The organism is Geobacter sp. DSM 9736, assembly GCF_900187405.1.
In the GTDB taxonomy this organism is placed as follows: domain Bacteria; phylum Desulfobacterota; class Desulfuromonadia; order Geobacterales; family Geobacteraceae; genus DSM-9736.
In genome coordinates this window covers 3,755,263-3,769,058 of record NZ_LT896716.1, presented here as the reverse complement: position 1 = coordinate 3,769,058, position 13,796 = coordinate 3,755,263, and the positions used below count along the sequence as shown (strand labels likewise).

Below are 13,796 nucleotides of genomic sequence, written 5' to 3'. Positions count from 1 at the left end.
GGCTCGGCTCCCGCTGCTGACAGGTTTTCGTGATTATCCCCGCACAAAAAAAGGTCCCGCCCTGAGTGGGGGGACCTTTTCCGGTTGCCTGCGGCTCTGCGCGGGTACTCAGAAACCCGACGTACCCGTTGACCCTGTGGGAATGACCTTGGTGATGGTTTCGGGAACCAGCGAGTTTCCGGCCAGGTCCTTGGCACTGTCACCAATGGTTATCGTGTATGAACTACCCGCACCGAGAGGAGTTGCGAAGGTGAAAGTTGCGATATTGGCGACCGGGTCGTAAGACATGGTCCCTGCAACACCGGATACGAGCTGCTGCTTTACCGTTGAAGGATCCATCTGTTCGTTGAAGTAGATGATGAGCTTTGTATTCGAGACTTCGGTTCTGATCACCAGCGGCCTGGCCTGATCAAGGAACCATTTCTTCACGAAGCTCCACGTTACGTCAGCAGCCAAGCCGTTTCCGGACTTGTCTTTGACATCCGAGCTGATCTTCGCGATGAATTTAGTGTTCGGGGGCAAAGTGGAAACGGGCTTGAAGAGCGCCGAGTTGGTATCGCCGTCGTAGGAGACGATTCCGTTTATCGGGGTACCAGACTCAGTATTGACCGTGAAGGTGGCGGCGGTTATGGTCGAAGCGTCCATCGGCTCGCTGAAGACCGCAAGAATCTTCGTGTTCCCCGGAATGTCGGGGGCGCCGTCTGCCGGGTTTCTGAAAACCACCGATGGAAGAGCTGGTGCGCAAAGTGCGTGGTAGGAGAAGTGGCTTACCTTGATGTCGGCGGTGCCGTCGGATTTGACGGTCGTTTCCTCCTCCGGAATCCACGACTGGCCATCGAAGCTGTAATGGCTCAAAACGGCGCCGGGTTGGGTGCCGGGAGCCTTCAGGTTGACCGTCATCTGCTTGCTCAGGTACTTCACGTTTCTCGTCCCGGTACTCATGGTGATGTCGAGGAAAGATACGAGGCCCTGGCCACCGGGCATTACCCTCGCTTTCTCTTCCAGGTCCGAAAGCTGGCTGGAGTACTGCATTGAGGCGAAGATCGTCCCGCTGACCGGTTGTCCTGCCTCATCCGCCAGCACCGTCCCCTCAGGGATGGCCGCGGTCGCATTGGCCGAAGCAAGCACGACAACGGCTTTGGTAGCTCCGTCCTCCTGAGTTGAGATCGTGGCCTTGTCCGAGGGTGCCGCGGCTCCTCCTCCACCGCCGCTGCTGCCGCATCCTCCAAGGAACATCGTGCTCGCCAGCAACATCGCCATAGCTAAAACTACTTTCTTCATTTCCCCCTCCTTCAGATAATTTGACAGGCGCAACACCAGACATTAATTAATTTCTAATAAATATAGCCCGACTGGATGCATAGTCAAGGCATTATTAGTTATTTTTCATAAAAATTTAATGGTCGGGGGTACAACGGTCAATGCAAGGAGGAAGGGAGTCGTAACTTGGAGGAAGAAGTATGATGAGCGGGCGATGCTACGGCGCGTCGAGGGAGGCTGAAAATGCAACCAAAAGTTCCTGCCGCAGCTGATCCTCCACTCCCTTGTACTTTGCGGAAAAATGAAAGGGGACGACGCGGGCAACAGCGGCCTCGCGGGCGAGGGTTCCGGCCTGCCGTGCGGTAAGGTGGCACTTTTCAGCGGCACGCTCCGCTTCTTCGTGCAGGAAGGTTGATTCTATGAAGAGATAATCGGCCCCCGTCGCGAGAGAGAGTATCCGCTCCACATTGGAAGGGCTGAAAACGGCGTCGGTGACATACGCGATCTTCTGCCCGGGTACAACACGGGCGATCTGCTCTCTTAGGACCCCGAGCGGAATCTGGGAGGGGAGAGCGTTGACTCCGGGGGCGGGCAGCAGGAACGGGCGATCCGACGGGTCACCCCGCAACACAGCATCCTTGAAATCGGCAAGCCAGGGGCCGACCGGCAGGCCGAGCTCATCGAGCTTGTTCTTCATTATACCGACGTGCTGTTTCTCTTCGAGAGCGAACGCTAGGGAGGGGGTCTTGTGGTCGAGAAAGACCGATCTGACCCGGAAGCGACGGTCATCGAGCAACACGCCCCCGGTTATGGAAACCCGCCGCTCCCCTTCCCGCACGAACCGGCGAACGCAGTGGAACTCAGCCGATGAAACCGTTCCGTCAGGCCCCAGCTCGTGGGCGATGACAGTGAAATCCGTAGGGTAGTTCTCCACCAGGTTCCAGGTGTAGGCGGCAAGGCGGTGCCCCACCTGATCCACAAATCCGGGTGGACCGTAGAAAGAAATGGTCTTGTCCCTTCCGAGACATATGCGCACCAGGTGATCGAACCCGATGAAGTGATCGATGTGTGTATGGGATATGAAGACGTGGCTGATCCTGAGGATTTTCCGCGGTGCAAGCGAGGCGATCTCCCCCAGGTCGAAAAGAACTGCGCGGCGCTCGTGAAGAAAATCGACATAAAGAGCAGGGTCCCCCAGGGGGTCGTTGACGAGGAACGGGTGAAACTGCGGGGTCATGTGACGCCTCCTGCTTGTATTGTACCACGGCCGCCGGTTACGGGGCGGACGCCGGCTTGACAACTTCCGGCCACTTCTCTATAAACGAAGGTGCGCAGAAGCCGCAACCATAGCTTTACGCGAAAGGAGAAACACGATGCACCGACACCTTTTAACCGCCGCCGCAGTTTGTGGGGTAATTGCCGGAACCGGCCTCGACGCTTCGGCAAACCCCGGCATGGCAATGCAAGCATTCACCTCGGCAAAAGCCGCACCGGCGCCCGGCGCCAAGGAAGCTTCACCCATCAAGGGGAAAGTTTTGCAGACCCTCGAAAGCGGAGGCTACACTTATGTCCTCCTGAAAAAGGAGGATGGCCAGAAAGTCTGGCTGGCGGTTCCGCAGACCCAGATCATGGTAGGCCAGGAGATGACGTTCCGTCCCGGGATGGAAATGGCCGGATTCGAAAGCAAGAGTCTCAAACGTACCTTCGACAAGATCATCTTCTCGGAGGGGCCCGTCACCCCTGCCAAGGGCAGCGGCAAGGAAAGCAAGGAGAACAGGAAGTCACCGGGGAGCAAAGGCGCTTCGGCCAAGGCCGACGAGAAAATAGTCGTTGAAAAGGCAGCCGGGGCCGACGGTTACCGCATTGCGGACGTGTACAAGCTGAAAGGAAAACTGGACAAGAAGAAGATCAGCGTCCGGGGCAAAGTGATTAAGGTCTCATCCAACATCATGAGCAAGAACTGGATACACCTGCAGGACGGCAGCGGCACCTCCAAGAAGGGGAACAACAACCTTGTCGTTACATCGCAATCGGTTCCGGTTGTCGGCGAGGTAGTGACGGCGACAGGGATTCTCTACAAAGACAAGGATTTCGGCGGCGGGTATAAATATGGTGTAATCATGGAAAAAGCCGAAATCGTGGTGGAGTAACCCACAGGGTCGTCCCCTGATTCTCAAGAGAAACGGCCTCTCCTTCCGGAGGGGCCGTTTTTTTTTGTTCACGCTCCGCCTATCATGCCTGTTCCGGGTCCTCGATCACCACTCCTTGACTTTGCAGGCAGAGCTGCCACAATTTTTCCTGAAGCGGGAAGGACGACAAGGAGAACTGCATGGTCAAAAACATGTCCACCATTACATCATGCGAAGTAACCGACTGTTCGTACAACAAACACAATTCCTGTCATACATTGGCCATAACGGTAGGAGGCCCCGGCGATGCGTGCCCCATGTGCGACACCTTTGCCAATATGGCGCAGCAGGGAGGAATTCCCGATATTCAGGGGGGCGTCGGAGCTTGCCGGGTACAAAGCTGCTCCTACAATGACTCACTTGAATGCTCCGCCCAGAGCATCAACGTCACCCGGCACAGCGGTCACCCCGACTGTGCAACCTTCAGGCCCAGGTAACTCAGGTCCCTTTTACCCCACATACGGACTTCCCGCTGTTCACCCAGCCGGGGATTCCGCCGGCGGCACGAGCCACCAGGAATCCCCCTAGCTGGACTCTCACATGACATCCGCAATCGGCCAGCTCCGCTCCAGATCGGGAGGAAAGAAATTTTCCCGGGTGCGATTGAAGTAGCCGAACTGGATACGTGGATATTCCCTCTTTATCCGCTGAAGCATCCGGTACATGCCCACGCCCCGCCCTGTCACCTGCATCCTTCGATTGTAGAAATCGGGATCTATGGAAAGGTTCCGCATCTGGATCATATGCACCCCGGTGCGATCTATGAAACGGAGCAGCGCCTCCACCTCTGCCTCACTGTCGGTCACTCCGGGAGAAACAAGGTAGTTGATCATCGTGAAGAGCCCCCGCTCCCGTGCTATACGCACCGACTGCTCCACGTCGGCGAAGACGTAGCCGACGGGCCTGTAGTAGCGGTTATAGAGATCCTCCTGCACGGAGTTCATGGAAAAGCGCATGGAGTCCATCCCGGCATCGCAGAGCATGCGCACCCTCTCCGGCATCGACCCGTTGGAGTTGAAGTTGACCGTTCCCCGTGAGGATGCCTTCTTGAGCAGCCTCGTCGCCTCGGCGATGGTGTCCGCCTGCAGGATGGGGTCGCCTTCGCACCCCTGGCCGTAGGATACGATCGGGTCCGGGGCCTGCTCCAGGTGAGGAAGCATCAGCTCGACGATCTCCTCCGGAGTCGGAACGAACCCGATCCGCTCGTGGTTCGACGGACAGCAGTCGGAAGGCTGGAGGCTGATACAGCCGAGACAGCGCGAGTTGCAAGCCGGAGAGGTCGGAATAGGAGCCTCCCAACGGCGGAAGAAAAGATTCTTGGCGGCGAAGCAGTGGTAATCTACGGCGCAGCGGGCAAGCTGCACCAGCAGCCGGTTGTCGGGAAACTCTGCCGACAGCTTCCTTACGAGCGGGTCCAGGAGCCGGTCATCGTAGTTTCGGGGGAGCCAGTTTTCATTGGTGTCAACCCTGGAGGCTGCCACGACAAACCTCTCCTGCTCTTCATCCCAGCCTACGGCAGTATAGGACCAGAGAGGCAGGTGGACCTTCTTTCGCCGATAGTCGCACGCAGGGAGCAAGGTCCGCACATAACCTGGAGCCATAAACGCGGAAACGGCCTGGACCCGCACGCTCCGCCTCCCCTCCCGCACCTGCTCTACGGTTACGAACTTTCCTGCTTTCCGGTCCCAGGCGATGGGGGGCGTATCGGGTATGGTGAAGAGCCGGCTGTCCTCAGGGAGGGGTATCAGCTCGACCCCCTCCGGCAGGACCGGGTCGTCCCCGTTCATGCCGGCCATGCAGAGATAGGGATGATCGAAGATATTGCCGCGCTCGTCGGCGTAGAGGAGCTTTGGAGAAAGACGCTTCATGGCGAGCAATCTACCACAGAAAGGGCTCCCTGCCAACGGTTGCCTCCCGGCATCTCTCCATTGCTATTGCAGCCTGTTTCAGTATAATCCGCCCATGCTATTTTTCACACGACGGCGACGGCGGCGCCTCAGAAACGAGCCCCTCCCGCAGGGATGGCTCCAGGTCCTGGAACAGGAAGTTCCACTCTACCGGAGATTGCACGGAGAGGACCGCGACGAACTGCACGGGCATGTGCAGGTTCTCCTCGCCGAAAAAGCTTTCGAAGGTGGCGGCGGATTCGCCGTAACTGAACGGATGAGGCTGATCATCGCGGCCCAGGCGTGCGTGCTCCTGCTGCACCGCGAGCCCACATACTACCCGAGGGTGTCGTCGATCATCGTATACGAGGAAGAGTACCTTGCGCCGCTCACGGAGGTGGACGAGTGCGGGGTGGTCACCGAAGGGATCGACAGGCGCTCCGGCGAGTTTTCACCCGAAGGCGCTCTTGTCCTGTCATGGGAGGACGTGGTCGCCGAGGGACTCGACGTGCACAGCGCATACAACGTCGTCCTGCATGAATTCGCCCACGAACTGGATGCTGAAGACGGCATCACGGCGGGAACGGGAGGATTCGCCGAAATCCTCCGGCGTAATTATCTTCAGCTGAAACGATCGGTCCGCCTCGGCAGGCCCACCGCTCTCGATGAATATGGGGCGGAAAATCCCGCCGAGTTCTTCGCCGTCGCTACGGAATGCTTCTTCCAGGAGCCGTTGTCGTTGCGGGCGGGACACACGGAGCTCTATCGGGCCCTATCGGAGTACTACCGGCAGGATCCGGCCCAATGGGGCGATAGTTGCACATCCCCCCCCGGCAGTTAAGGAAGTTTCACTGGAAGAAGCATCATCCATCCGCTACAATCCCCTATCATGAAACTCCTCCTGACCACCCTCCATGCCAAGTTCGTGCATGCTTCCCTCGCGCTCCCCTGTCTTGCCGCGGCCTGCCGGGATGTTGCCGGAATGGAGATAGAGATCAGGGAGTATTCGCTCAAGGAGGCGCACGAGCGGACGTTGAGGTCCCTGGCGGCGGCGGAAGCCGATGTTGTCGCGTTTTCCACCTACATCTGGAACGTGGAAGCGGTTTTGCGGCTCGCAGGGGATCTGAAAAAAATCCGTCCCCGGACGTTCATCATCCTGGGAGGCCCCGAGGTTAGCTACGGCGCTTTCGAACTCCTCGAACGGAATTCTTTCATCGACTGCATCATCAGGGGAGAGGGAGAAGGCACTCTCCTAGACCTTGTAAAGGCGCTATCGTTAGCGGGGACGCCGAGCCAGGCACTGGAAAGGGTGACGGAAGGGCTCACCTTCCGCAGCGGGGAAGATCTGGTGGCCCTCCCGGAACGCCCCCCCCTGGCAGACCTGGACACCATTCCCTCCCCCTTCGCCATGGAACTGGTCGACATAAAGAAACCGCTCGTCTACTACGAGACTTCACGGGGCTGTCCTTTTTCCTGCGCTTTCTGCCTTTCCTCGGTGGAACAGGGGGTACGCTCCTTCTCCCGGCAGCGGATAGAGCGGGACCTGTCGATCCTCATGCAGCGGCAGGTGGGCACCGTCAAACTGGTGGACCGCACCTTCAACTACGACCCCCGGCGCGCCAGCCACATCTGGAGTTACATCCTGCAACACAACCGCTGCAGCTCCTTCCACTTCGAGATCGCCGCGGACCTCCTGACGGACGACAACCTGCGGCTGCTGCGGCGGGTCCCAGCGGGAATGTTCAGGTTCGAGATCGGAGTTCAGTCGGAGAACGAAGCAACGCTGACCCGGGTGGGGCGGAAATCGGATCTGAAACGCCTCTTCTCGAACGTTCACCGCCTGCGCCGCGAAACGCAGGTCACGCTGCACCTCGACCTGGTAGCGGGGCTTCCGCACGAGGACCTTGAGGGTTTCCTCGGCTCCCTTGGAAGCCTTCTGGAACTCTCGCCCCACCACATCCAGGTGGAACCCCTCAAGGTGCTGAAAGGTTCCCCCATGCGGCGCATCGCGGCCGACGAGGAGTACCGCTTCTCGGATTACCCGCCATACAAGATACTGGAAACGCCGTGGCTCTCCTTCTCGGACGTTACCCGCATCGAAACTGTCTCGCGTCTCCTCGACCTATATTACAACAGTGGTAGGTTCGCCGCCACACTCGCTACGCTTGCTTCCTTGACACCCCTCGTCAAATTCTTCGCGGATCTTGCGAGTTTCTGGGAGGAGGAAGATATAGCGGGAAGCCTTCCGCTGCACACACTCTTCGACCTGCTGTGGCGGTTCTTCGGGCGCTATCCGATACCCCGGCGCAACGAACTGGGTGAAGCGCTGTCATTCGATTACTGCATGGCCGAGTACCCTGTCCGCTTCCCATCCTTCTTCCCCCGGGACATGCTGGCAGAGAAGCCCTCCAGAACGCAGATAAACGGGATGACGGAAGAACTCTCCATCACCTCTGAGAGCAGGGTGCGCACCCTCGCGGCCCGGTTCACAAGGGATTACCGGGAACTGCCGCCTTTGGAAACCCCGGTAACCCTGCTGTTCCTTTACGTCTCCGCCCCCGGGAAAAAAATGGAGGTACGCCTCTTGCAGTTATGAGTCCGCCCGAGCAACTGCTCGCCGCAAAGCCGCATGCTATGCGGCTTCTCACCCGTTGATCCACCCGCAGCCCGCAAACCCGTAGTGCAGGAAAGGAATCATGTACAGGAAGTATCTCGGCGTCCTTACGTTGGCCGCAATTACAGCCGTCGCTCCGCCCATATCGGCAGCTCTCTCCAATACAGACATTTCGGTGTCCACAGACCCGTTCCAGCCGGCAAAGAAGATGCTTACCGAACGTTATGGGAATATTTCACCCAAGCTGTGGGGAGAGGTTGTACCCGGCGTGAAAACCCGCATCAGCGGCACTGACAAACTCATCGCTCTCACCCTCGACGCCTGTGGCAGCGCCAGGGGGATCGGCATTGACCAGCGCCTCGTCGAATTCCTGGAGCAAGAGCAGGTTCCCGCAACCCTCTTCATCAATGCAAGGTGGGTCGGCCCTAACCGGAGCACCTTGCAGCGGCTGGCCGCAAACCCCCTCTTCGAAATAGCCAACCACGGATTGCACCACCGTCCGGCTTCGGTCAACGGCAGGCAGGCGTACGGGATCGCCGGAACCCGGAACATCTCGGAACTGGTGGATGAGATCGAGCTGAACAACCGGAAGCTTTCAGAAGTAACCGGGCATGGCCCACGTTACTTCCGCTCCGGAACGGCATATTACGACGAGGTCGCGGTAAAGATTGCAGCGGACCTCGGAATGGAAGTGGTCGGGTTCTCGCTCCTGGGAGACGCCGGCGCGACCTTCTCGCGGGAACAGGTGCGCCGTGCGCTGCTCGCGGCAAAGCCTGGTGATATCGTGATCCTGCACATGAACCACCCAGGAAGCGGCACTGCGGACGGAGTCATGGATGCGGTCCCCGAACTGAAACGCCGCGGTTTCCGTTTTGTACGCCTCTCCGATGTAGCGCTTCAGTAACAGCAACAGCGTGTATATTTTGATGCACCACCCAGTTGTACAGATGTATGTGTGGCACATACATACCATACTCCTCATAACCCCCCGAAATCACTGATGCAAACTTCCGGATCGCCCCTCAATCCCTACCGCTCGCATCAAATTTAGTATCGTTTTCCTATACTTTTGCGCTTCATCCATCCAGGCAGGGCTAGTGGCGCGTAACCCTGATTAATCACTAAAATCAATTATTTATGATTTATTTATGAATGTTTTCTACTCTCGGCACAGCCGATGCACAATAAAGGGCAAGGTCGGCAACAAACCAGCAAGGAGGGTGATCATGAAAGCCATCGGAAGATTGACGACAGCGGCAACAATAGGATCGGCCACAACTGCATTCGCCGCCAGCGGTGCAGAGAACGACGGCATGGGGTTGCTGACCATTCTGTTCCTGGGGTTCGGCGCCCTGATAATCACCCTGCAGCTCTTCCCCGGCGTTTTGCTGTTCGTGTCGATGCTGAAAGGCGCTTTCAGCAAAGGGGAGCCTGCACAGGCACAGGCCGCCAGCAACCGAAACCGTTGAGAAGTACAACATCCATATCGCAGCCAATCGGCTAAAGGAGGTACATCATGGAAACCCTGCGCACTGTTATCACCACCCTCGCTCTTGCACTGACGGCAGCTACCCCGGCATTCGCCGCTTCCACCACCAAGGTCTACTCGAGCGGCATCCTGGTCCTTGTCTTCCTCGGCTTCTGTGCCCTGGTCGTTGTGGCCCAGCTGATCCCGGCCATCATCACCCTCGTGGGCATGATAAAGAGCACGGCGGCGTCAGCACGGGAAAAGCAGGCCCGAGTGAAGTCCAACATCTGACGAAGCTACGAGAAAACAGCAAGACGCAAAAAAGGCCACATCCTCACGGTGCGGCCTTTTTGCGTTCATCTACACATACTCCCGACCTAGCAGGTTATTTTTCAATAACCTAGGAGTTTGCGAACTTCTTGGCGAGGTCGTTGTCTATGACGTAGATGCAGACCTCCTTCGCCCCCTGCTTGGTGTAACGGTACTTGTTCCCGAGATTGTTGATGAGGAAGGTCACGTCGCTCCGGATGCGTTTGTCGTAGGTCTTGAACGCATCGGTATCAAAATCCTTTATCGCTCTCCTGAAGTTCGTGTTCTCCAGGAATGGATCCAGCACCTTCTCCTTGATATTGTAAACGTAGCGCTCCAGGAGAGACTGATACAGGCCAGTTTCCGTCGCGCTGCGGCCTTCCACCATCATTTCCTGCGTCAAAGTCTTCGTAGTGTATTCCTTCTGGGTCTCTTTCCGGAAGGCGAGGCGCCTCTCGATGGGCACCACCATCCCGAGCAGGTGGTTTTCCAGGTTTATGAGGAACTCGTGGGTTATCTCCAGCTTCTCCCCGGTGTACTTGCAGGTCTCGACGGTCCCATGTTCGAAATTGACCGCGAACATGTAGTTCAGGATATCGCGTGAGATCTGCTCCTCGTTGTAGTAGTAGAGCGACTCCTTCACCTCCTGCAGAACCGTGTAATCGTAGTTTCGCTGGAGAGAATCTATGAAGCCCTCGGGGATGGCCGGAGTTAGATCCTTGCGCCATTTGGTGAAGAAGTTGCACAGGATCGACATGTTGACGAGCTTCCCCTTGTTGGCGTAGGCGGAGTAGAAGTCGTTGAATATCTTGATTGAATCACGTCCGGAAAAACCGTGATCCCCTTCCATCTCCGATTCTGAAATGATCTTTCGCCGGCGTTTCGCCGTAAGCCGTTTACGGTCCTCCTCTGCAAGCCACTTCGGAATGAACCCGGTGTAAATCTCCATTTTCAGGATCTGCAGGTTCTGGTCACAGTAGAGCTGGTATTTCTCTGGATCGACGATCCACTCCAGAAGCGCGTCCGACTTGGTGTTGAGGCGGGTGGATATGATGACCCGGGCGAAATTGTGTAGCACCCTCGGGAGGAAGCTGTCGTCGATGTGACGCCCGAAGATGTTGCGGTATATCTCCACCTCGGTGTTCAGGTCCATGATGTACGGAATGTTGATGAACTCGATCCGGTCGGAGAAGGATGGGAACTCCTGGATGGCCACCTCGTCCTCGGGATTCATCAGGGCGAGAAAGAGGGAATTTACATTCTCCTCGATGTCCTCGACCTTGTGAAGCCCTTCGCTGATGATGTTGTGCAGCTCTATGAGGCGTTCCGCATTGTGAGACTTGATGTCCATGAGGGCGTAGATGCCGTTGTTGGTCTTGGCGAACTGGGAGTAGATGTACCTCACCTGGTTGCTGTCCCGCAGAAGCTCGTTGATCCTCTTCTGGAGCTGCTCGTTGGTCAGCACGTTCTGCCGCATCGGCTTGTCGCCCGGGTTGTAGACGCTGATCCCCTCGCCGAGCCGCCGGTTGTAGCGTAACGGGCGTGCATAGATCATGGAGAAGACCTCCACGGGGTTCTGTACCCGGTCCAGAAGCGCATGATAGAGGGAGCTGCAGATCGTGCACGGGTTGTTACGGAAGACCCAGTCGAATTCCTTGTCCGTGAAGAGCTTCCATTTGAACTCGTCGTTTCGGAAGAGGTCGTCGAAGAAGGCGCGCCGATGATGCTTCGGAATCATCAGGACGGGGTGGTCGTGGCTCGGACAGGGGACCTCGACGAAGTCCTGTGTGCCGACGAGCGTTTCCCTCGCCTCTATGATCTGCTGCTGGCTCAGCTCGTACTGGTCAAGGAGGCTGGCCAGCTTGTCGAGAAAGTTCGACACCTCGTGCTCCGCGAACTTCCCAAGGATTTTCCTGTCGAGCCGCCAGACCGTCTCATAGGTTAGTCCCTGCTCAGTGTTGGAGTACTCTTCGAACTTCATTAGCAGGTTGTTTAGAAAGGTGCTCTTACCCGACCCTGCTGGCCCCTCGAAGATGTATATCTTGTTCTGCTGCTTGCCGCGCCGCATCGCCTCCACGTGATTCACGAGGCGGTTTGCGAAAAGACGGTCCGCGAAAAACGGCTGGTCCGAGTTTTCGACAAAGAGTCGCCGGGTGTCATAGTTGACGTAATTGATGGTTTCCGGGTCGTCGGGATACTCGTCCATCCCTTCGCCGACATAGTTCTTGATCATATCGTAGAAGAGCTGGAAGACGTTGCGGATAGTCATCTGCGGCTTCGCCGTCAGCTCCGCGAGGAATCCGTCGTAGGTGATGGGAGAGACATGCTCCTGTTCGGAAATGACCCGGCTCAGATGCTGAAGTGCTTTATCGATATTGGACATTGTCGGTTCCATCGCAGAGATAGCCTCTCTACCGGCTCCTCGATTCGTGTGCTGCCTCATGCTCCAGTTTCCGGTCCTTCATAGTATACCGTACCCGCTGCCAGTGGATTTCAGGCTCTTTACCCTCGGCCGCGTCCCCCCGTTCCTTTTGTGGTGGCGGGACGATTTCACTGGTTTCCAGAATGACGGGGCCTCCCCAGAAGAACTCGATTCCCCGCATGGTGGCGGCTATGTAGTCCTTGACGAGCGGCTTCCCCTCGAAGTGATGCACCAGGTAGAGGTTCCCCGCGATGTTTCTCCGCGGATCCACTTCGATGAAAGGGGGATGGTAGAGAGAATCGAGCACCATCTGCCTGTAGTCCTCCGCCTTCCGGCTCTTCACGTAATACTCCCACACCATCCGCTGCTGGTTCAGGCGCTTGCCTGCCACGAAGAGCTTGTGGCGGTCGACGAAATCCTGGTCGATGAAGGTTCTGATGAAGGTAAAGTCGCACATGTTCTCCCGGACCCGGTGGATGTACTCCTTTCCGCCCCCGGCTCCCGAATCGAACTGCTTCCTCGCTTCCCGGTTCGCCAGACGCTGGAAGTCGAAGGAGTACCGTCCCTTCTCCGCCGCCTCTTCGACATAGTTGAAGAGCCGCATACCAAGAGCATACGGGTTGAGGCCTACACGCGGCATCGCCGTCACGCCGGCGTTGATCCGGGCGTAATCTACCTCATGACCCAGAATCCGCTCGTCCGCCAGGAAAAGGGTGTCGTGCCAGTAACTGGCCCACCCCTCGTTCATGATCTTCGTCCTGATCTGCGGCTGGAAGAAAATGGAGGTTTTGCGGACGACCTCTATGACTGACTTCATCCACTTGTTTGCATCCCGGTTGAGGAATTCCGAGTGGTCCATGAGGAACTGGAGCAGGTCCTTCCGCTGAACCGGCTTTTCATCCAGATTCTTGAGGTAGAGCGCCTCCAGCTCCGGGTATTTCCGTTCCGCGTCGGCGAAGAAGGTCTTCTCCCCGAGCTTGCCGAACTGCTTGACGCAGTCGTTGTAGCGGTTGATCTCCTTGATGTATTCCGTCACCGGCACCCGTCTCACCGATTGGAGAAAGACGTCGAAGTAGTAGTCCAGCTTCTTTGCTACCCCTTTCCCCTCAGGGCGGTGCAGCTCGGACAGCTCGTGGTGGTAGCCGACAAGGTTGTCGATACCGCGTGCGAACTCGATGACGTAATCGACCCAGCGGCCGTGCTCCCCGCGGAGCTTGGCGATGAGCCGCTTGTCCGAGAGGGCCTGCCCGGTGAAGTCGTAATCCCATGTATGCCGGAAGAACAGGTTGTTCTGGAAGAAGTCTATGTGGGCGAGAACGTGATAGAAGATCATCACGTTGAGCCAGTCCGGGTTGTTGTCGTTATAGAAGGAGATCGGTGGACGGGTGTTGATGACCGTCTCGTAGGGGTTATGGGGATAGAGCTCGTACATCCCCTTTTCCTTCAGGATCTCCACGTCGTGGACCCAGTAGTCGTAGAGGGTCGGGATCATCACTTTCGGTGAAAGCTCGATCATGTCCCGGTTTGTAACGATATATTCGAGGGTCTCGTCCTGAAAACGGAGTCCCGCCTTGCGAGCCCGCTCCTTGCACCCCTCCATGATCCTTTTCGTATGCTGGTTGATAAGTTCCATAATCTGTCCAGGTTA

The 13,796-nt window shown here is 57.3% G+C and carries 12 protein-coding genes; 7 read left to right on the top strand and 5 right to left on the bottom strand.

Annotation, left to right across the window (positions count from 1 at the left end; translation table 11 throughout):
* Positions 1-108: 108 nt before the first annotated feature.
* Positions 109-1,281 carry an Ig-like domain-containing protein gene (locus tag CFB04_RS16920; RefSeq protein WP_088536489.1) on the bottom strand — a complete coding sequence of 391 codons (1,173 nt, stop codon included), beginning with the start codon at positions 1,279-1,281 and terminating at the stop codon, positions 109-111.
* A 196-nt stretch (positions 1,282-1,477) separates the two neighbouring features.
* Complete coding sequence (locus CFB04_RS16915; RefSeq protein ID WP_088536488.1) at positions 1,478-2,497, bottom strand: MBL fold metallo-hydrolase; 1,020 nt, start codon at positions 2,495-2,497, stop codon at positions 1,478-1,480.
* 136 nt (positions 2,498-2,633) lie between these two features.
* Between CFB04_RS16915 and CFB04_RS16910 the strand changes: the two genes are divergently transcribed.
* Positions 2,634-3,410, top strand: a complete 777-nt coding sequence (locus CFB04_RS16910) for a DNA-binding protein (RefSeq protein ID WP_088536487.1) — start codon at positions 2,634-2,636, stop codon at positions 3,408-3,410.
* Positions 3,411-3,589: 179 nt separating this feature from the next.
* Entirely contained in the window at positions 3,590-3,886 is a 297-nt protein-coding gene (locus CFB04_RS16905) for a DUF1540 domain-containing protein (RefSeq protein WP_088536486.1), read from the top strand.
* Positions 3,887-3,985: 99 nt separating this feature from the next.
* On the opposite strand, the gene CFB04_RS16900 is transcribed toward CFB04_RS16905, so the two are convergent.
* On the bottom strand, positions 3,986-5,317 hold the full coding sequence (locus CFB04_RS16900) for a radical SAM protein (RefSeq protein ID WP_088536485.1): 1,332 nt from the start codon (positions 5,315-5,317) through the stop codon (positions 3,986-3,988).
* Here CFB04_RS16900 and CFB04_RS16895 point away from each other — a divergent pair.
* The 5 genes from CFB04_RS16895 to CFB04_RS16875 all read left to right on the top strand — a co-directional run bounded on the left by CFB04_RS16895 (position 5,316) and on the right by CFB04_RS16875 (position 9,708).
* Positions 5,316-6,176, top strand: a complete 861-nt coding sequence (locus CFB04_RS16895) for a zinc-dependent peptidase (RefSeq protein ID WP_231934256.1) — start codon at positions 5,316-5,318, stop codon at positions 6,174-6,176. The two genes, CFB04_RS16900 and CFB04_RS16895, sit on opposite strands and share 2 nt — an antisense overlap.
* A gap of 48 nt (positions 6,177-6,224) precedes the next feature.
* Positions 6,225-7,931 (top strand): B12-binding domain-containing radical SAM protein, encoded by a 1,707-nt coding sequence (locus CFB04_RS16890; protein ID WP_088536484.1) that lies wholly within the window; start codon positions 6,225-6,227, stop codon positions 7,929-7,931.
* Positions 7,932-8,031: 100 nt separating this feature from the next.
* Positions 8,032-8,853, top strand: coding sequence for a polysaccharide deacetylase family protein (locus CFB04_RS16885; RefSeq protein ID WP_088536483.1), 822 nt, complete (start codon positions 8,032-8,034; stop codon positions 8,851-8,853).
* A 322-nt stretch (positions 8,854-9,175) separates the two neighbouring features.
* Positions 9,176-9,418, top strand: a complete 243-nt coding sequence (locus CFB04_RS16880) for a hypothetical protein (RefSeq protein WP_088536482.1) — start codon at positions 9,176-9,178, stop codon at positions 9,416-9,418.
* 47 nt (positions 9,419-9,465) lie between these two features.
* Complete coding sequence (locus tag CFB04_RS16875) at positions 9,466-9,708, top strand: hypothetical protein (RefSeq protein ID WP_088536481.1); 243 nt, start codon at positions 9,466-9,468, stop codon at positions 9,706-9,708.
* A gap of 109 nt (positions 9,709-9,817) precedes the next feature.
* On the opposite strand, the gene CFB04_RS16870 is transcribed toward CFB04_RS16875, so the two are convergent.
* A complete protein-coding gene (locus CFB04_RS16870; protein ID WP_088536480.1) occupies positions 9,818-12,109 on the bottom strand; it encodes a serine protein kinase PrkA in 2,292 nt (763 codons plus the stop codon).
* Between the two features lie 28 nt (positions 12,110-12,137).
* A complete protein-coding gene (locus CFB04_RS16865; protein WP_088536479.1) occupies positions 12,138-13,781 on the bottom strand; it encodes a SpoVR family protein in 1,644 nt (547 codons plus the stop codon).
* Positions 13,782-13,796 lie beyond the last annotated feature (15 nt).